This is a genomic window from Bacteroides sp. AM16-13, assembly GCF_003602705.1.
Lineage (GTDB): Bacteria > Bacteroidota > Bacteroidia > Bacteroidales > Bacteroidaceae > Bacteroides > Bacteroides xylanisolvens.
Window position 1 is genome coordinate 65,905 of record NZ_QTLK01000001.1, and the last position, 18,288, is coordinate 84,192.

At 41.9% G+C, this 18,288-nt stretch carries 19 protein-coding genes and 1 pseudogene; 15 read left to right on the top strand and 5 right to left on the bottom strand.

All coding sequences use genetic code 11. From position 1 onward, the window contains the following. Positions 1 to 149: 149 nt before the first annotated feature. Both DW173_RS00285 and DW173_RS00290 read right to left on the bottom strand, forming a co-directional pair. On the bottom strand, positions 150 to 2,009 hold the full coding sequence (locus DW173_RS00285) for a right-handed parallel beta-helix repeat-containing protein (RefSeq protein ID WP_120143336.1): 1,860 nt from the start codon (positions 2,007 to 2,009) through the stop codon (positions 150 to 152). 111 nt (positions 2,010 to 2,120) lie between these two features. After that, positions 2,121 to 2,600 (bottom strand): DUF456 domain-containing protein, encoded by a 480-nt coding sequence (locus tag DW173_RS00290; protein ID WP_118161143.1) that lies wholly within the window; start codon positions 2,598 to 2,600, stop codon positions 2,121 to 2,123. Positions 2,601 to 2,848: 248 nt separating this feature from the next. On the opposite strand from DW173_RS00290, the gene DW173_RS00295 reads away from it, so the two are divergent. The 5 genes from DW173_RS00295 (at position 2,849) to DW173_RS00315 (ending at position 7,511) form a co-directional block, all read left to right on the top strand. Further along, complete coding sequence (locus DW173_RS00295) at positions 2,849 to 4,606, top strand: AAA family ATPase (RefSeq protein ID WP_120143492.1); 1,758 nt, start codon at positions 2,849 to 2,851, stop codon at positions 4,604 to 4,606. Between the two features lie 171 nt (positions 4,607 to 4,777). Beyond that, on the top strand, positions 4,778 to 5,215 hold the full coding sequence (locus DW173_RS00300) for a DUF6078 family protein (protein WP_008644027.1): 438 nt from the start codon (positions 4,778 to 4,780) through the stop codon (positions 5,213 to 5,215). Between the two features lie 354 nt (positions 5,216 to 5,569). Further along, positions 5,570 to 6,238: an SMI1/KNR4 family protein gene (locus DW173_RS00305; RefSeq protein ID WP_015531590.1), complete on the top strand. Its 669-nt coding sequence runs from the start codon at positions 5,570 to 5,572 to the stop codon at positions 6,236 to 6,238. Positions 6,239 to 6,310: 72 nt separating this feature from the next. After that, positions 6,311 to 6,967 carry a hypothetical protein gene (locus DW173_RS00310; RefSeq protein ID WP_015531589.1) on the top strand — a complete coding sequence of 219 codons (657 nt, stop codon included), beginning with the start codon at positions 6,311 to 6,313 and terminating at the stop codon, positions 6,965 to 6,967. 139 nt (positions 6,968 to 7,106) lie between these two features. Further along, entirely contained in the window at positions 7,107 to 7,511 is a 405-nt protein-coding gene (locus tag DW173_RS00315) for an SMI1/KNR4 family protein (RefSeq protein ID WP_225449825.1), read from the top strand. A gap of 141 nt (positions 7,512 to 7,652) precedes the next feature. On the opposite strand, the gene tnpC is transcribed toward DW173_RS00315, so the two are convergent. From tnpC to DW173_RS00330, 3 genes and pseudogenes are all read right to left on the bottom strand, one after another. After that, positions 7,653 to 9,218, bottom strand: a complete 1,566-nt coding sequence (gene tnpC, locus DW173_RS00320; protein WP_120143338.1) for an IS66 family transposase — start codon at positions 9,216 to 9,218, stop codon at positions 7,653 to 7,655. Between the two features lie 86 nt (positions 9,219 to 9,304). After that, positions 9,305 to 9,622: pseudogene (gene tnpB / locus DW173_RS00325) on the bottom strand (IS66 family insertion sequence element accessory protein TnpB); the annotation flags it as partial. A gap of 206 nt (positions 9,623 to 9,828) precedes the next feature. Then, positions 9,829 to 10,230, bottom strand: coding sequence for a hypothetical protein (locus DW173_RS00330; RefSeq protein ID WP_120143341.1), 402 nt, complete (start codon positions 10,228 to 10,230; stop codon positions 9,829 to 9,831). A 239-nt stretch (positions 10,231 to 10,469) separates the two neighbouring features. Between DW173_RS00330 and DW173_RS00335 the strand changes: the two genes are divergently transcribed. From DW173_RS00335 to DW173_RS00380, 10 genes are all read left to right on the top strand, one after another. After that, the gene (locus DW173_RS00335; RefSeq protein WP_004307591.1) at positions 10,470 to 10,751 is read left to right on the top strand and encodes a tetratricopeptide repeat protein; all 282 of its coding nucleotides are present in this window, start codon (positions 10,470 to 10,472) and stop codon (positions 10,749 to 10,751) included. Positions 10,752 to 10,805: 54 nt separating this feature from the next. Continuing rightward, positions 10,806 to 11,033, top strand: a complete 228-nt coding sequence (locus DW173_RS00340) for a ferredoxin family protein (RefSeq protein ID WP_004297419.1) — start codon at positions 10,806 to 10,808, stop codon at positions 11,031 to 11,033. Between the two features lie 11 nt (positions 11,034 to 11,044). Next, positions 11,045 to 12,127 (top strand): 3-methyl-2-oxobutanoate dehydrogenase subunit VorB, encoded by a 1,083-nt coding sequence (locus DW173_RS00345; RefSeq protein ID WP_004297418.1) that lies wholly within the window; start codon positions 11,045 to 11,047, stop codon positions 12,125 to 12,127. Positions 12,128 to 12,134: 7 nt separating this feature from the next. Further along, on the top strand, positions 12,135 to 12,308 hold the full coding sequence (locus tag DW173_RS00350; protein ID WP_004297417.1) for a hypothetical protein: 174 nt from the start codon (positions 12,135 to 12,137) through the stop codon (positions 12,306 to 12,308). 12 nt (positions 12,309 to 12,320) lie between these two features. Beyond that, positions 12,321 to 13,085, top strand: coding sequence for a thiamine pyrophosphate-dependent enzyme (locus DW173_RS00355; RefSeq protein WP_004297416.1), 765 nt, complete (start codon positions 12,321 to 12,323; stop codon positions 13,083 to 13,085). A gap of 20 nt (positions 13,086 to 13,105) precedes the next feature. After that, positions 13,106 to 13,648: a 2-oxoacid:acceptor oxidoreductase family protein gene (locus DW173_RS00360; protein WP_004297415.1), complete on the top strand. Its 543-nt coding sequence runs from the start codon at positions 13,106 to 13,108 to the stop codon at positions 13,646 to 13,648. Between the two features lie 121 nt (positions 13,649 to 13,769). Then, on the top strand, positions 13,770 to 15,821 hold the full coding sequence (locus DW173_RS00365; protein WP_120143343.1) for a putative porin: 2,052 nt from the start codon (positions 13,770 to 13,772) through the stop codon (positions 15,819 to 15,821). Positions 15,822 to 15,838: 17 nt separating this feature from the next. Then, the gene (locus DW173_RS00370) at positions 15,839 to 16,678 is read left to right on the top strand and encodes a transporter substrate-binding domain-containing protein (protein ID WP_120143344.1); all 840 of its coding nucleotides are present in this window, start codon (positions 15,839 to 15,841) and stop codon (positions 16,676 to 16,678) included. A gap of 159 nt (positions 16,679 to 16,837) precedes the next feature. Continuing rightward, positions 16,838 to 17,110 carry a hypothetical protein gene (locus DW173_RS00375; RefSeq protein ID WP_087318853.1) on the top strand — a complete coding sequence of 91 codons (273 nt, stop codon included), beginning with the start codon at positions 16,838 to 16,840 and terminating at the stop codon, positions 17,108 to 17,110. 80 nt (positions 17,111 to 17,190) lie between these two features. Then, positions 17,191 to 18,177, top strand: coding sequence for a Gfo/Idh/MocA family protein (locus tag DW173_RS00380; RefSeq protein ID WP_004314960.1), 987 nt, complete (start codon positions 17,191 to 17,193; stop codon positions 18,175 to 18,177). The last annotated feature ends 111 nt before the right edge of the window (positions 18,178 to 18,288 follow it).

The window sequence follows — 18,288 nt, forward strand, 5'->3', positions numbered from 1 at the left end:
TTTTATTGATTAAATATCGTTTATTGATTACTATAATTATCATATTAGTTTGAATGATTACCATACTAGTCTAGTTCTAATGATTATTACACTAGTTTATTGATTGCTATACTAGTACATTGATGACTATGTTAATCCATTGATTTGTTTCAATCTTGCTTTATTCTTCCGGCTTTGTATTTAATACTGTCCGCCACTTGAGGGCCGTTATTCTTCCACACGTTCTTTTTCCCGGGGCGGTTCGAATCAAAACGTTCAGCAGGACACCAGTTGTTCTCCATTGTATATCCGTCCGTAGCTTCATCCAGATAGATATAAAAAGCCCGGTCATTCGTAGCGTAGGGGGCTTCGATTAAATATTCGATCCGATTATTTCGCATGACGGAACCCGGCTGGTTGGAAAGAGTATACAGACCGCCTGCATCGTATAGCCGACGGGCAAAGTGATGTACATAGTTTGCTTCTATCCGGTTGTTACACATTCCGCTCTCCAGCGATGTCCATCCCCAGCCTACACAAATCCCTGAATAGTTCAGATGGCAGACTTCATTATGAGAAATATCCATGTTTCTGACATATCCAGCGCCGATACCTACACATCCCCAGTCTTCATTAGTCACATTACTTATGAAATTGTTTCTGATAGTAATATGGGAACATAATTCCCGTGCGTCAGCAGGAATAAAAGAGACGTGTGTCTCAAATCCTCCGTCCGGGAATGCACCGACCAGTAAAGCCGTTCCTCCAATATCCGTAAATTGACAATCTTCGACGCTCGATGCTGTGACTGCCCATTCATAATCCAGTCCGGTGGACGATAAATGACGGAAGGTGCAATGCTTGAAATCAATATGTTCGGCACCTCTTACACGTATCGCTGTTTCGGGACGGGTGATCCAAGCTTGGTTCTCCAGTTCCGCTTTTTCCGGAAGCCCCGGTTCTTGTAGTTTATAGGCATCCAATAAAGGAAATCCCCCTTGCAGAGTGACGTGTCCCTGATAAGAAGGACGCATCCAGGAGGTATGCTCAAAAGTAATTCCGTTAAATTGTATATGTTTTACCGGACGGGGCAATGTACCGTCTATGGTCACTAAAGTTTCCAAGGCAGGGATAATCACTTCAGCTGTTTCCATATTTTCGTCCGCCTGCGGATAATAGTAAATCGTGCCGGAAGGATATTCCTGAAACCATTCACCGGGTTGGTCCAGCAATTCCAGTGCATTGGTCAGGCAAAAGGAAGAATTTCCTTTCTCTCCTCCGATGACGGGTTGCGGCCAGGGATGCGCAAACTCCAAGTGACTTTCAGGTTCATGGAAGCGAACTACAGCTTGTCCGCCTTTCACGTCTATACTTTTCACACGCAAAATAGCAATTGCCCAGCGTTGATGGACAATCATTTCCAGTTGACCGGCATTTTGAAGTCTTTCCGAATTTACACTTTGAGAAACGGGGATCGTAATTGTCTGCTCTTCCGGATTGAAGTCAATCATTCGTTCCAATCCTCCGTCAGGAAATTGCGCAGCTCTTTGAACTTTATGACCGTTCACCCACATTTGCCGGGTTTCTACCCTTCTATTTCCTATTAGGGGAGCCTCTGCCGACCATATCTTCTGCTTTAGCTTTTCAGGAATTGCCGGATGATTACATCCACGCTTCCACCCCGTAACAGCAACTCCACCACTAATCACAGGATGAGCACCATCTACTGCACAAATCACTGTTGGAGAATCGGGTGTCCCACTATCTTCCGGACGAAGAAACAGAGAATTGCGCTGGGCATAAACACCCTCTTCCAAACGAATATAAATTCCTCCGGCTACTTCCGGCCGATTCAGTCTACGCCATTCACGAGCCTGTTTGATCGCCCGGTTTAATGTATAAAACGGGGCTTCCTTTGTCCCGGGATTCTTATCATTCCCCTGCAGGGATACATAAATTTCTCCCGCAAAAAGCGAGGGAAACCACCCCAAGAAAATGATAAAAGAAAGATAAGTAAAAGTCTTTTTCATGGTACTACCTCAATGTGCTACTTCAATAAAGACGAACGCACATCGATTTAGTACTCTATGTAAAGGCAATAGATAGGTTATTCTTACGAATGTTTTACAACATCAAATAGGTTACCGAATAAGACCTATGATAAATTGATAGCAAAAATAGCCACAGACAAGGAACTTCAGTAAAGTTCCGAATATAAATCCGAGTAAAGAGCCCACACCTGATTTGAGTGCCTGCGAGAACTCTTTATTTCCTAATAGTTCACCAATCACCGCTCCTAGAAACGGACCAAGAATAATACCCCAAGGCAAGAAAAGAAGACCGACAAGAGTTCCTACAATACATCCCCAATTCCCCCATTTACTACCGCCACTATATTTACTTCCCAGCATCGGAGTGAAATAGTCCAATACCTGCAAAACAGCTACAATCAATAACCATACGATTAATTGTGTCGTAGAATATTGTACCTTATCCGTGAAGTGCAGAATGACCAACCCCACATAAGCAATAGGCGGACCGGGAAGAAACGGCAGAATACAACCTGCTAACCCGGCTATCATACAAAGGGCACTAATTACGATCAAAATAATGTCCAACATAATCTGTTTTTTTAGTTCTGCACAAAAATACAGTATCTTTCATTAAATACAAGCTAACCCCGAGAATTATTTCCGCCCTTCACTACTGTTTCAGAAGAGTTTTGCCAAGGCTGCAATTCTTAGTGTGAATGAGTTTTTCCAATACTTTTTTGAGGATGCCTCGTACCCAACAAGAACTTTTACTATCTTTGTGTCGTTAACGCTAAAGAAGCAAGTTGTTAAATAAGAAATCAGCAGGAGGACAGAAGATGGATCCAATGGAATATATAGTACCCAACAGAAAGCGTTTACCTTACGGTATGATGAACTTCGCAGTCATCCGCCGCGAAGACTATTATTATGTAGACAAAACCCGCTTCATTCCTATGATAGAGCAGGCAGACCGGTTCTTTTTCTTCATCCGTCCCCGCCGCTTCGGCAAAAGCCTCACGCTAAACGTACTGCAACACTACTACGATGTGCGTACCCGCGATAAGTTCAACGACTTATTCGGCGACCTCTACATCGGGAAGCATCCCACAGTAAACCGCAACAGCTATCTGGTGCTTTACCTCAACTTTTCTGGTATCACCGGCGAACTGAACGATTATCGAAAAGGACTGGATGCACATTGCCAAATCCGCTTCGACTTCTTCTGTGAAGTCTATTCCGACCTCCTGCCACAAGGTATCAGAGAACGATTGGACGAAAAGGACGGGGCTGTCAACCAACTGGACTATTTGGTTTCGGAGTGCGAACGTGCCGGACAGAAAATGTATCTCTTCATCGACGAATACGACCACTTCACCAACGCCATCCTTTCCGATGCGGAAAGCTTGCACCGCTACACTGATGAAACGCATGGCGAAGGTTATCTGCGTGCTTTCTTCAATAAGGTGAAGGCAGGAACTTATTCCAGCATAGAACGTTGTTTCATCACCGGCGTAAGCCCCGTAACGATGGATGACCTGACGAGTGGCTTCAACATCGGCACGAACTACTCACTTACCCCCCAATTTAACCAAATGATGGGGTTCACCGAAGAAGAAGTGCGCGAAATGCTGACTTACTATTCAACGAACAGCCCTTTCCGCCATACTGTTGACGAACTGATGGAAATAATGAAACCGTGGTACGACAATTATTGCTTCGCGCAGGATTGTTACGGTGAAACTACCATGTACAACTCCAACATGGTGCTCTACTTCGTGAAGAATTACATAGATAACGGCAAAGCACCACGAGAAATGATAGAAGATAATATACGTATCGACTATGAAAAGTTGCGTATGCTCATTCGAAAGGATAAGGAGTTTGCACACGATGCTTCCGTCATTCAGACTTTAGTGAGTCAAGGTTATATCACTGGTGAACTGAAGAAAGGTTTCCCTGCCGTCAACATCACCAATCCGGACAATTTTATAAGCCTGCTCTACTATTTCGGAATGTTGACCATTAGCGGAATGCATGAAGGAAAAACCAAGCTGACCATTCCCAACCTGGTGGTTCAGGAGCAACTATACACTTATTTACTGAATACCTACAACGACGCAGACTTGAGTTTCAGCAGCTATGAGAAAAGCGAACTTTCAAGCCAGCTGGCTTATCGAGGCGACTGGCAAGCCTATTTCGGCTACATTGCCAACTGCCTGAAACGTTATGCATCCCAACGTGACAAGCAAAAGGGCGAATTCTTCGTTCACGGCTTCACCTTGGCCATGACTGCGCAAAACCGCTTCTACCGTCCTATCTCCGAGCAAGATACACAAGCGGGTTACGTCGATATTTTCCTCTGTCCCATGTTGGATATATATTCTGACATGAAGCACAGCTACATCGTTGAGTTAAAATACGCCAAATATCGCGATTCCGAAAACCGTGTGGAGGAATTGCGTCAAGAAGCCATCGCCCAAGCCAACCGCTATGCCGACACGGACACGGTGAAGCAAGCTATTGGCTCCACGCAACTACACAAGATTGTAGTGGTATATAAAGGTATGGAAATGCGGGTATGCGAAGAGTTATAATGAACAATCTCTTCACCCTTCACTTTTCCTTGTATTATCCTATCTATAAGCAGTTTATAGGTGAAGGGTGTTCCCTTCACCCATCCTTTCACGTTTTTTCTTTTTCAAACTGTACCTTTCCACAATAAAAGCACTACCTTTGTCAATTATGTATGTAATATACAATATAAAATGAACGACAATAAATTAAAAAACAAAACAGTCCCTTTCAACTACGCCCGCTGCTACAACGAGCAATGTCCGAAAGCTTGTAACTGCCTGCGTCGGGTGGCTGCACTTCTCACTACCGCTGACACGTCCTACATCAGCATCGTAAACCCAATGTGTATTCCGGCCACCGGCATTGACTGTCCCCACTTCCAAAACGCAGAAAAGATACATGTGGCATGGGGTATCAGCCACCTGCTGGACAACGTACCTTATAAGGACGGAACAAATATCAAGCAACAACTGATCGGACATTTCGGAAAAACGCTTTACTATCGCTTTTATCGCGAAGAACGCTTCCTAAGCCCCGCAGATCAAAACTATATCCGCCAACTTTTTCACCGGAAAGGTATCACCGAAGAACCGGTCTTTGACAGTTACACGGATGAGTATAATTGGTAAAGCCGCGTTCTAACCAGTTTCCAGCCTGCTGAAACTTTTTGTTTCAAGCGCTAGAAACTAAAAGTTTCAAAGGGTGAAACGATTCGTTTCACACCGAGAAACAAACTGTTTCACTACGGGAAACCATTCGTTTCAAGGTATGAAACAAAAAATGGAACTAGTTAATGAAAGCAGAAGAAGTATCAGTGAAGGATATATCGTCTAAAAGTTATATGTAATACAAGTGTTATTGGTGAATTTTCAGAATGTATGTGAAAGATCAGAATAAAGAGTTGAAGTGTACAGCGTAAAATTCTCCAATATTGTAATCAAATAGACAAGAACGGAGTGAAAAAATATTTAGAAAAAATAAATATGGAAGAAGTAATAAGAAAATATGTAGATGAATGTTGGGGCTTTGTGCAAGAACACAGAGAATATCTTATGTATGTCCCTTCTTATGAAGAACACATAGAGCCTGAAATGCAGGACACATTTGATAATATTATACCACAAGGGAAATCGGTTAAGATATATGTCACTCAACCGGAACATACTAATTATATGGTGGACATTATTACGGAAAAAGACCATGTATGGAAAGCGATAGATAATCAAATTTCAGACGAGGATATTTCCAAATTAGAAAGTAAATTAAATGTTATTCTTCCGCTTTCATATAAGATCTACTTGAAATACAAACACTTTTATGAAATATTTTGGGATTTAGATGTTCGTCTATATCCAAAGCCCATTCATTCATGGAATAAAATCTTAATTGAAAATAATGAGGAACTGCAAGAAGAAATTCTTAACAAAGGGTATTTTGCAATAGGTCGATATTCTGATTATGGCGTGATAGCTCTTAAATTGACAGATGATGAGAATAAAGAAGGTGAAATCCTTCTCTTTGATTACGAAACGCCTGAAACAGAAGTATTAGCACCCAACTTTATAGAATTTCTTAATCAGATATTACAAAATCCTAAACCTGTTCTTCAAGAATTAAAAGGTTGGGAGAAAAAAATGTATAAAATGGAATGATGCTACTAACAAGCACCTGTACCACATAAACGGCAGCAAGCCGCAAACCATTACCGATAGTGCAATAATAAAATGAAAAAGAATGATTTTATAAATAATCAACTGCTATCAATGGGCTATTTGCCATTGCCATACAATAAAGACCGCAATAAAGTCTTTTATAAAGAAATGGATAATGGCTTAATAGTCTGTGTAGGTATTGAGTCTTCTTCTTTGTATCAAGACAGAAGAAAAACTGTTTCATTTTATACAGCATTGTCATATACATGGGCGATGTATTCACCTATATTATTGCCACAGGATTGTTACTTACGAATAGGTGAAATATTGGGTAAGAATGATTTGTGGTTTCAAACTACCACAAAAGAAGAAAAAGATTTTATGTGCCAATCGATACAGCAAGCGGCAAGAATCTGCGAAAAGCAAAGTAAAATCATATTGCACTATATCTTAAAAGAAAATCAATATGTGGAGTATAAAGAATATATATGCAGATTGAACTGCATAATAGATTTTGTTAAAAAGCAGGGAATCACCAGTAATGCAGATATAAGTATCATTTATGAAGTGATTAAACCAGTATTAAAAAGAATAGGTGTACCGCTTTCCAAGCATACTACAAAACTATATGCAGTGGATGCCATGAATTGCATCCACTGCTCTTCGGACATAAATAAGCAACAAAGAAAAATAATAGCAAGCGAAATAATATCAGTAACAAACGGGTAAATTGTCCTAAAAGAAATGATCCGTCTGAGATTAACATTTATCAAAATAAAAAAATAAACGAGGAAACAGCAGTTAGCTGAAACACATTAACAGTAGTACAACAAAATCAATATGGAAGTAATAGAAAGTAAATGGTATAATAAAGAATGGTGCAAATACAGCGTCTATTGAAGACGTAGAAAAACTTCTAAATACAACCTTGCCCTATCAGTACAAAAGATTTCTGTTATGGAGCAATGGTGGCGAGGGTAAATTAGGAGATAACTACATCTATATATGGGCTATTGAAGATATTGTTGCTTACAATAATGACTATGGAATACACAAATATCTTCAAAAAGAGTATTTAGCATTTGGCATGGATGGTGATATTGGATATATTTTCCACCTGCCAAACAATAGTATATATAGGGTAGATTTAGGAGATTTAGATATAGCTTCTATTAAGTATATAGCACCCTCTTTTGACGACTTTTTAGGCAAGGCTATTTATCTTAATTTCGATAAGCCACAGAATATTGTTGACAATAGTTCAACCATATAAAGTGATTAGACATGGATATAAATAATGAATAAACTACAACTCCAAAAACAATAATAACTCCTGATTCATATCGTTTTTTGATTGTAAGCGTCTCCGCGATTCTATATAGTTTGCTAAAATAAAAAGGCTAATGCTCCCTTTTTATCCATTAGCCTTTTCCCATCTGTCAGGAAGCAGTTCCCTGTATTTTTCAAGTGGTGTGTTTGGTTGCCATTCAGCTGTTCTGTTTATCACATCCGTGAGATACTCAAATAGATTCACTTTATGCATCCTACAGGTGAGTGCTATCGTGTAGAGTATGGCGCCTCGTTCGGCTCCCTTATGGCTGCCGAAGAACAATGAGTTTTTTCTTGATAAGGATATGTACCGGTTCATCCGTTCAACTATATTGTTGTCCAGGTAAGTGTCACCATAATTAAAGATGTCCACCACTGCATTCCACTCATTGCGAAGATAGGTGATAGCTTCTTGTAGTTCGCTCTTTGGTAATAAATCCCCCCGCTCTTCTATTTCATCAAACACATCTTTTATTTCTCCGAGTATGTCCGGCGCATACTTTTTTCGATGCATAAGATTCTGTTCTACTGTCCATCCATCAACCCCAACTTTATGCTTATGCTCGTTTTGATAAAGAGTGTTTATCAGCTCCACGATTCTTTTTGCATCCGGGTCATTCTCACCGCAATCTATAAATTTCCGTTTTATATGTTGCAAGCACGGGATGCGTGTGATATTGGGATAAGCATCGCTTTCGAGCTTCCGGTAAGGTGAGTAGCCATCGCTTTGTATGATACCTTTGCAACTGCCTAATTCGTTAAGAATAACTCTTTCAGACCGGGAGCCGTCATCATAGAGCAGGTATATCATCCTGGTGTTTATGCCGACAACCACCCAAAGGTATCCCTTTCTAACTCCTTTTCCCTTACTGTTCTTTTCCGGGACGAGTATTTTGTAATAGGTTTCGTCGGCTGCCTTATAAGGATCACTCAAAGCTGTCTGCCGGATACACTTATAAAGATTTTCGAAGAGGCCTGAGGCTTTTTCTATCAACTTATGAGCCGTAGGTTTCTTCAGCGTAAAGCCATGACCTTCGAAGTAGTTGATGATTCTTTCAACAGGTAGCGATTGTATATAACGTAATTCCATCAATCCGGCAATAAATGAGCCGTCATAGCTGGAATTTAAGAAAGCCGAGACCGGGTTTTTTCCCTCAAACAGGCGACCGTCTTGCGTATAGGTGTGTATCTTGTAGACGTGCTTGATGAAGCGCATGGGTACACATTCATAGCGGACGCATATTCTGGGAGCGGTAGTAAACAACCGGGCTTTATTGATGTCAAAATCGGGATCATCAGGATAAACGACATGTTCTTCTTCCTCCATCTCATAATGCATGTCACGTTTGGCACCATTGTTCTTTCTGGCTTTACGCTTATCTGCTTTTTCAGCTTCTCTCTTCTGCCGCTCTTCTTCGGACATGGCAGGTTGGGGAGCTTGTTGCTGTTCGGATGTGTTGGATACAAGTTTGGCGAGCCCCTTAGCAAGGCGCTGTTGTTTGCTAAGAGATTCGCCTTTTTGAAGGAGTGCTTCTTTAAGGGAAGAAACCTCTTTTATCAAAGCATCTACTTGGCCCAAGAGTCTGTTGTTGTCATCTCGTAATCCCTTGATCTGTTCCTTCAATAACTCTATGATCTCATCCTTTTTCATGGTATAAAGATATAAAAAATCAACGAGTTGACCAAATAAATCGGATGATATACTTAGTACAAATAATTAACAATCAACATATTATATTAAATCCTGAAACGTTTTCGCAACCGTACAGACTTCAATGACACTCCATTTAAGATAAAAGACAAAACCTGATAAGAAATCTCGTAATTGCCTGTATGGGGGTTAAATGTTGGTAACTCAAAACTTCCACCTTCGAGGCGCTTGTAGTACAGAAGAAAGCCATCGCCATCCCAACGCAGTATTTTTACACTTTGTCGGTTTTTGCCAAAGAATAAAAATATATCTCCGGAAACGGGAGACAAGTCCTTCATTTCCAAGCGTATAATTTTGAATAAACCGTCGATGCCAAGGTTCATACGAACAAAGCCGGTTCTTAATCAAATTCCGTGCTACTTATTTATGTTCAATAACCTTATTCATGGCTATTCCGGGGTACTTTAAGATGCATATAGCTTGGATAATTTATTTGCTATTTCTAATATGCCGATATCCCTTTATCCATCAACCTTTCAATGAGCTTTACTAGCACGGAATTTGAAGAAGAACCACAAAGCCTGGTACAGATAGTATCGATTGGCTGATGTTAGAGAATACATGGATCTCCCTCCTTTCTTTCGTAATCGAGCAACATTTTAATAACACTACCGGGTGTGGCCCGTTTGACCGAAATGGTGGTTCCACTGTTAAACGTGATTGTGATCCCGGCAAGACTAAACTCTTCTTCCGACGACATGGCGGGTGCTATTTGAGTGAACGCAGGAGAGGTAGTGCTCAGTGGGGACGGCTCAACGCCGCCATAATAATCACGAACCACATCTGCCTTAGCTTGTTTAACGCTATAGCCCCGTCGGGACATCCAGGAACTCATACCTCCAAAAGTGGTATGCTGCTCGCGGCAAACATCCGCTAAAGAACAATTGTAGTCTGTTTTTAAGACTTCTTGGAAACGTTTCCAAGTTCTTCTAAATCTATTTTCTAAATCCATAATGCTTCATTTTTATACCTCGCAAAGATATGAGAGCTAAAAACGGACAGCAATATAGAATCGCGGAGACGCTTACGTTTGATTAATAAAGTTACGGATATGTCAAGAAAAAGGCAAATTCCACCTCTACTATACAATATGCAATAAACTCAAAACGTTGCAAATTTCCGTCCTCATTTGCCCTGTTTACATAAATAAAAACTATCTTTGCGTTTCAGAATCCCGAAAGACGAAAAGAAATGGAGCAAATAGACAACCTAAAAGAGCTTATCAATCAGGGGGATGTGGACACAGCGATTAAGCAATTGGACCAGCTTCTCCAGGACAGTTCTGTCGAAAAAGAGAAAGATACTCTTTACTATTTACGGGGAAATGCCTACCGAAAGAAAGGAGATTGGAAGCAGGCACTGGACAACTACCAGTATGCCATCGAGATCAATCCGGACAGTCCTGCCGTTCAGGCCAGAAAGATGGCAATAGATATCCTCAACTTCTACCACAAGGATATGTTCAATCAATAAAAGAGATGTATAATCAATAACCGTACTCAAAGATAACGTAATAAAATAAAGATTATGGCAAAAATCAAAGGAGCAATCGTAGTCGACACGGAGCGTTGCAAAGGATGCAACCTGTGTGTAGTGGCGTGTCCGCTCGATGTAATCGCCCTCAATAAAGAGGTAAACATGAAAGGCTATAACTATGCCTGGCAAGTGAAGGAAGATACCTGTAACGGATGCAGCTCGTGTGCAACGGTTTGTCCGGACGGATGTATTTCAGTGTATAAAGTAAAAGTAGAATAAAAGAAAAGAATATGGCAGAAGAAGTTGTATTAATGAAAGGAAACGAAGCCATCGCCCACGCAGCTATCCGTTGCGGTGCCGACGGTTACTTCGGTTATCCTATTACTCCCCAATCGGAAGTGTTGGAAACGCTTGCCGAACTGAAACCGTGGGAAACAACCGGCATGGTAGTACTCCAGGCGGAAAGTGAAGTGGCAGCTATCAATATGGTATATGGAGGTGCAGGTAGCGGAAAGAAGGTAATGACCTCATCTTCAAGTCCGGGTGTGAGCTTGAAACAAGAAGGAATCTCTTATTTGGCCGGTGCCGAACTTCCTTGTCTGATTGTGAATGTAATGCGTGGCGGTCCCGGATTGGGAACTATCCAACCTAGCCAGGCTGACTACTTCCAGACAGTAAAAGGTGGTGGTCATGGAGACTACAAACTGATTGCCCTCGCTCCGGCATCCGTACAAGAAATGGCGGATTTCGTAGCATTAGGATTCGAACTGGCCTTCAAATACCGTAATCCGGCTATTATCCTTGCCGACGGTGTGATCGGTCAGATGATGGAAAAGGTTGTTCTTCCTGCACAAAAGCCACGCCGCACGGAAGCAGAAGTAATTGAACAATGTCCATGGGCTGCTACCGGAAAAGCAAAAGACCGCAAACCGAATATTATCACTTCCCTTGAATTGAAACCGGAAGCAATGGAAATCAACAACCTCCGTTTTCAAGCTAAATATCGTGAAATTGAAGAAAATGAAGTACGCTTCGAAGAGATCAACTGCGAAGATGCAGAGTATTTGATTATCGCTTTCGGTTCAATGGCACGTATTGGCCAGAAAGCAATGGAACTAGCCCGTGAAAAAGGAATTAAAGTAGGTATCCTTCGCCCGATTACACTGTGGCCGTTCCCAACCAAAGCGATTGCTGCATACGCTGATAAAGTAAAAGGTATGCTCGTTACGGAACTAAATGCCGGACAGATGATTGAAGATGTCCGTCTCGCTGTTAACGGTAAAGTAAAGGTAGAACATTTCGGACGTCTAGGTGGCATCGTTCCCGATCCGGATGAAATTGTAACTGCCTTGAAAGAAAAAATAATCAAATAACGAAACAATGAATCCCGATAAAATAAGAAACGTACTGAACATCCTATTTATGATATTGGCTGTTGCAGCCATCATCACCTACTTTGTAGCAAAAGATGATTTCAAAATGTTTATCTACGTATGCGGCGCGGCAATCTTTGTCAAGCTGATGGAGTTTTTTATACGGTTCACCAACAGATAAGGAGATGAAGTTATGACTAAAGAAGAAATAATCAAACCCGAGAATCTGGTTTACAAAAAACCGACTCTGATGAACGATAACGCCATGCACTACTGCCCGGGTTGCAGTCACGGTGTGGTACACAAACTCATTGCCGAAGTCATTGAGGAAATGGGTATGGAAGATAAAACTGTGGGAATCTCTCCGGTGGGATGTGCAGTGTTTGCCTACAACTATCTCGATATTGACTGGCAGGAAGCAGCACACGGACGTGCTCCTGCTGTGGCGACTGCTGTGAAACGCCTGTGGCCGGACCGCCTTGTTTTCACTTATCAGGGCGACGGTGACTTGGCTTGCATCGGTACAGCCGAAACAATCCACGCTTTGAACCGTGGTGAAAATATCACGATTATCTTTATCAATAATGCGATCTATGGTATGACAGGCGGCCAGATGGCTCCGACTACACTAGTAGGCATGAAGAGTTCGACTTGTCCTTATGGACGTGACGTTGAACTTCACGGTTACCCATTGAAGATTACTGAAATCGCAGCCCAACTGGAAGGAACTGCTTACGTAACCCGTCAGTCCGTACAATCCGTACCGGCTATCCGCAAGGCTAAGAAGGCAATCCGCAAGGCTTTTGAGAACTCCATGAACGGTAAAGGTTCCAACCTGGTAGAAATCGTTTCCACTTGTAGTTCAGGCTGGAAGATGACTCCGGAGAAGGCGAACAAATGGATGGAAGAACACATGTTCCCATTCTATCCGCTGGGTGATTTAAAAGATAAAGAATAACGCTAAAAGTCAACAGAACAATGAAAGAAGAAATAATTATAGCAGGATTCGGTGGACAAGGCGTATTGTCTATGGGTAAGATTCTGGCATATTCCGGTTTGATGGAAGGCAAAGAAGTGACCTGGATGCCCGCTTATGGTCCCGAACAACGAGGTGGAACAGCCAACGTTACAGTTATTGTAAGCGATGACAAAATTTCCTCACCGATTCTTAGTAAATACGACGCTGCCATCATTCTGAATCAGCCTTCACTCGAAAAGTTTGAAAGCAAAGTGAAACCCGGTGGTATCCTGATTTATGACGGTTACGGAATTATCAACCCTCCTACCCGTAAGGATATTAAGGTATATCGTATCGACGCAATGGATGCAGCTAACGAGATGAACAATGCCAAAGCATTCAACATGATCGTACTTGGCGGATTATTGAAGCTTCGCCCCATCGTAACGTTGGAGAATGTTATCAAAGGACTTAAGAAAACCCTGCCGGAACGCCACCATCACCTGATTCCTATGAACGAGGAAGCTATCAAGAAAGGTATGGAGTTAATCCGTGAGGTTTAATTAACAGATAATGTACAATGGATAATTGATAATTATTAGCTACGTATAGTACGTATGCAACATAATTTTCAATTATCCATTATCATTAAATCAATTAAAGTAAGTATCTTTGCCTCCAATTATGAGACGAATCTTACTATTATATATAATCTTTTCCGTTATAGGTTTGACAACTGTCCATGCACAGTTCGATAATGGTCGCCAGAGAGTGGACGAGAACGGATACGACCAATACGGTAACCAGGTGGACCCTGCCATGATTCCGGACAGACTGGATAGTGCAAATGTAGAAGTACAGGGGTTACCTCCGAAATTATATATGTGGCGTATTAATAATCAGTTGGGCGACCGGACTATCATCCCGGCGGATACTGCTTATCACCACTTCCAGAATTCAAATCTTACCGAAGGACTTACCGGACATTATAATTATCTGGCCAATATGGGTTCTCCCCGTATGTCACGCATCTTCTTTGAACGTCGTGATCCGGAACCGACTATCTTTATGGAGCCTTTCTCCAGTTTCTTTATTCGTCCTACGGAGTTCAATTTCACCAATAGTAACGTACCTTATACCAATCTGACGTATCATAAAGCCGGTAATAAAATAAACGGAGAAGAACGTTTTAAGTCTTATTTCTCTGTCAATGTAAACAAGAAGCTGGCTTTCGGTTTTAACATAGATTACTTGTACGGACGAGGATATTATAATAACCAAAATACGGCTTATTTCAATGCGGCAATTTTCGGTAGTTATATCGGCGACCGCTATCAGATGCAAGCTATCTACAGCAACAATTATCTCAAAACAAATGAAAACGGAGGTATTGAGGACGACCGATACATCACTGCGCCTGAAGAGATGGCACAAGGGCAAAGAGAATATGAATCAACCAATATCCCGACTGTATTAAGTGCAACGACCAACCGTAATCATGACTTTTATGTATTCCTGACCCAACGTTACAATCTGGGATTCAGCCGCGACATACCGCAGGCCGAAAATGATACGACTCCAGCCAAACAAGAATTTGTGCCGGTCACTAGTTTTATACATACCATTCAGGTAGAGCGTGCACGTCATAGTTTCAACTCTGATGATGACATGCGTGAAAAAAACTATTATCAAAACACCTATTTGGAACCGGATAATCCGATTGCCAGAGACAGTACTACCTATATGGGTATCAAGAATACCATAGGTATTGCTCTACTCGAAGGATTCAATAAATATGCCAAAGCGGGTCTGACAGCATTCGCTTCCTATAAAATCAGCAAGTATACTCTTATGAATATGGAGGGGAATCCATTGCCCGACAAATACAATGAAAATGAAATATTTGTTGGAGGCGAATTATCCAAACGTGAAGGAAATGTACTTCATTACCATGCCATTGGTGAAGTGGGACTCGCCGGAAAAGCAATCGGACAATTCAATGTGAAAGGAGATATCGACCTTAACTTTCCGTTATGGAAAGACACTGTGAGCCTTATAGCCCGTGGTGAAGTCAGCAATAAGCTTGCGCCTTTCTATATGCGTCATTATCATTCCAAACACTTCATGTGGGACAATGATATGGACAAGGAATTTCGTACCCGTATTGAAGGAGAATTAAGCATTGCACGTTGGAGAACACGCTTGAAAGCAGGAGTTGAAAACATAAAGAACTACACTTATTTCAACCAACAAGCAATGCCGGAACAGAAAAGCGGAAGTATACAGGTGTTGTCAGCAAGTCTTAATCAGGACTTCAAATTGGGAATCTTCCATTTAGACAATGAAGTAACCTGGCAAAAGTCCAGCGACCAGACCGTATTACCTTTGCCTGATCTTTCGCTGTATCACAATTTCTATATGCAGTTCAAGCTGGCAAAGAAAGTGCTTAGTGTACAATTGGGTGCCGATGTGCGTTATTTCAGTAAATACAATGCACCCGCTTATATGCCGGCTATCCAAAACTTCTATTTGCAACCGGAAAATGACCAGGTAGAGATAGGAGGTTATCCGATCGTGAATGTATACGCAAACTTACATCTAAAGCGTACACGTTTCTATGTAATGATGTATCACGTGAATCAAGGTATGAGTAGCCCGAATTACTTCTTGGCTCCTCACTATCCTATCAACCCGCGTGTACTGAAATTCGGTCTTTCATGGAATTTCTATGATTAACAAAATCTATACGGCTTATGGTAACACGCCCCAAATTGAGACTGTCCCGATATTTAGTGCCCGTAATCATTGTATTGGCAATCATCTTTTCCATCCGTCAATGCGGTAATCAGGAAAAGCCGTCAGGACACCCGCGTGATTATGCAGCCATTGCCAAAGAAGGTATACTGCGTGTAGCGACTGAATATAACTCGATCAGTTTCTATGTGGACGGTGATACCGTTTCCGGTTTTCATTACGAACTGATACAGGCTTTTGCCCATGACAAGGGATTAAAGACCGAAATAACACCCCTGATGAGTTTCGAAGAACGGCTGGAAGGATTAAGCGAGGGACGTTACGACGTAATTGCCTGCGGTATATTAGCCACCAGCGAACTGAAAGACTCTCTGCTCCTCACCTCTCCCATCACGCTCAACAAGCAAGTGCTCGTGCAACGGAAAGAAAACGGAGAAAACGACTCACTCTATATCCGTAGCCAGCTGGACTTGGCCGGGCGGACACTTCACGTAGTAAAAGGGTCTCCTTCTATTCTGCGTATTCAGAATCTAGGTAATGAAATTGGCGATACCATTTATATCAAAGAAATAGAGAAATACGGTTCCGAACAATTAATCTCAATGGTAGCTCATGGGGATATCGACTATGCCGTTTGTGACGAAAGCATCGCACGCGCGGCCGCCGATTCCATCCCGCAGATAGATATAAATACAGCCATCAGCTTTACACAATTCTACTCATGGGCAGTCAGCAAACAATCACCCGCTTTACTCGATAGTTTGAATGCATGGCTGGATAAATTCCAAAAGGAGAAAGAATACCAGAAGATTTATAAAAAGTACTATGATAAAGAATAACCTTATCATTTTACAGATCAGAAGAAAACAATCAAAAACAGAATGTAAGATAGATATATTCATGTCTATTTCCAGAAATAAACTCCCAAAGACTTGACTTTCGCTTTCGAATGTCGTATCTTTACAGAGTTAATGATAAAGTAGTTTCAATTAAACTACATGCAAAGGAGGGAATCGCGATTCTCTCCTTTCTTTTTATCCAGCCGGGAAAAACCTCTCCCCGCCCCGGCTTTTCCTTGCGCTTTGCCCGGTGGTTATGGTTCTTCAGCCGGAGGATCAGCAGTGTTCACCTTGCTTCTTACCGAAATGAAGTATATATCCGCCTCAAACAGACGTTCTGTTTGCCTGAAACAGAGCCTCTGTTCCGATAAAACAGAGCTTCTGTTGAAACAAAACGCAATGTCTGTTTTCCAACTGTCCCTGCTAAGTTAATAATCAATAAAGTTGCTCTTGACAAAAAATAGCTTTATCTTTGGGGTTTGTTAGAACAGACACAATAGGTATATTATATTATGAGTGAAAAGATGATCAAATGGGGCTTCATTGGTTGCGGAGAAGTAACCAAGACGAAAAGCGGTCCCGCTTTCCAGAAAGTAGAACATTCGGAAGTCGTAGCCGTGATGAGTCGTGACGGCGCGAAAGCGAAAGCGTATGCCAAAGAGAGAGGAATCAAGAAATGGTATGACGATGCACAGGAGCTGATAGATGATCCGGAAGTAAACGCTGTCTATATCGCCACTCCTCCTTCTTCACACGCTACGTATGCCATTATGTCCATGAAAGCGGGTAAACCGGCCTATATTGAGAAGCCAATGGCGGTGACGTATGAAGAATGTACCCGAATCAACCGCATATCCAATGAAACGGGGGTTCCCTGTTTCGTAGCATACTATCGCCGTTATCTTCCCTATTTCCAGAAAGTAAAAGAATTAGTAGAGAACGGAACGATCGGCAACGTTATCAATGTACAAATTCGTTTTGCCCAGCCGCCACGCGATCTGGATTACAATCGTGATAATCTTCCCTGGCGTGTGCAGGCTGATATTGCCGGAGGCGGCTACTTCTACGACCTTGCTCCGCATCAGATTGATTTGTTGCAGGATATGTTCGGTTGCATCCTCGAAGCAAGCGGTTACAAGAGTAATCGCGGCGGGCTTTATCCTGCCGAAGATACATTAAGCGCCTGTTTCCAATTTGACAACGGACTGGTGGGTAGTGGTTCCTGGTGCTTCGTAGCCCATGATTCTGCCCGCGAAGACCGCATAGAGATTATCGGTGACAAAGGAATGATTTGCTTCTCTGTCTTTACTTACGAACCTATCGGACTGCATACCGAGAAAGGACGGGAAGAAATCTGTATCGGTAACCCAGAACACGTGCAACAGCCTCTTATCCAAGCAGTAGTAGACCACTTATTGGGTAAGTCGGTTTGCTCTTGCGATGGCGAAAGCGCAACGTTGACTAACTGGGTAATGGACAAGATCTTAGGTAAGCTATAACCCTAAAAAAAGCAAAAAAAAGTTCCTTCTTTTTCCGGATTCTGCCGGTATTGTTAAAAAATAAATAGGGACATCCCATTGTATATTGTTAGTTTTTTCTATCTTTGTAGA

Excerpts from the sequence above, each read along its gene's own strand:
- DW173_RS00285 (WP_120143336.1), bottom strand. The coding sequence starts at position 2,009 with ATGAAAAAGACTTTTACTTATCTTTCTTTTATCATTTTCTTGGGGTGG.
- DW173_RS00290 (WP_118161143.1), bottom strand. The coding sequence starts at position 2,600 with ATGTTGGACATTATTTTGATCGTAATTAGTGCCCTTTGTATGATAGCC.
- DW173_RS00295 (WP_120143492.1), top strand. The coding sequence starts at position 2,849 with ATGGATCCAATGGAATATATAGTACCCAACAGAAAGCGTTTACCTTAC.
- DW173_RS00300 (WP_008644027.1), top strand. The coding sequence starts at position 4,778 with ATGAACGACAATAAATTAAAAAACAAAACAGTCCCTTTCAACTACGCC.
- DW173_RS00305 (WP_015531590.1), top strand. The coding sequence starts at position 5,570 with ATGGAAGAAGTAATAAGAAAATATGTAGATGAATGTTGGGGCTTTGTG.
- DW173_RS00310 (WP_015531589.1), top strand. The coding sequence starts at position 6,311 with ATGAAAAAGAATGATTTTATAAATAATCAACTGCTATCAATGGGCTAT.
- tnpC (WP_120143338.1), bottom strand. The coding sequence starts at position 9,218 with ATGAAAAAGGATGAGATCATAGAGTTATTGAAGGAACAGATCAAGGGA.
- DW173_RS00330 (WP_120143341.1), bottom strand. The coding sequence starts at position 10,230 with ATGGATTTAGAAAATAGATTTAGAAGAACTTGGAAACGTTTCCAAGAA.
- DW173_RS00335 (WP_004307591.1), top strand. The coding sequence starts at position 10,470 with ATGGAGCAAATAGACAACCTAAAAGAGCTTATCAATCAGGGGGATGTG.
- DW173_RS00340 (WP_004297419.1), top strand. The coding sequence starts at position 10,806 with ATGGCAAAAATCAAAGGAGCAATCGTAGTCGACACGGAGCGTTGCAAA.
- DW173_RS00345 (WP_004297418.1), top strand. The coding sequence starts at position 11,045 with ATGGCAGAAGAAGTTGTATTAATGAAAGGAAACGAAGCCATCGCCCAC.
- DW173_RS00350 (WP_004297417.1), top strand. The coding sequence starts at position 12,135 with ATGAATCCCGATAAAATAAGAAACGTACTGAACATCCTATTTATGATA.
- DW173_RS00355 (WP_004297416.1), top strand. The coding sequence starts at position 12,321 with ATGACTAAAGAAGAAATAATCAAACCCGAGAATCTGGTTTACAAAAAA.
- DW173_RS00360 (WP_004297415.1), top strand. The coding sequence starts at position 13,106 with ATGAAAGAAGAAATAATTATAGCAGGATTCGGTGGACAAGGCGTATTG.
- DW173_RS00365 (WP_120143343.1), top strand. The coding sequence starts at position 13,770 with ATGAGACGAATCTTACTATTATATATAATCTTTTCCGTTATAGGTTTG.
- DW173_RS00370 (WP_120143344.1), top strand. The coding sequence starts at position 15,839 with ATGGTAACACGCCCCAAATTGAGACTGTCCCGATATTTAGTGCCCGTA.
- DW173_RS00375 (WP_087318853.1), top strand. The coding sequence starts at position 16,838 with ATGCAAAGGAGGGAATCGCGATTCTCTCCTTTCTTTTTATCCAGCCGG.
- DW173_RS00380 (WP_004314960.1), top strand. The coding sequence starts at position 17,191 with ATGAGTGAAAAGATGATCAAATGGGGCTTCATTGGTTGCGGAGAAGTA.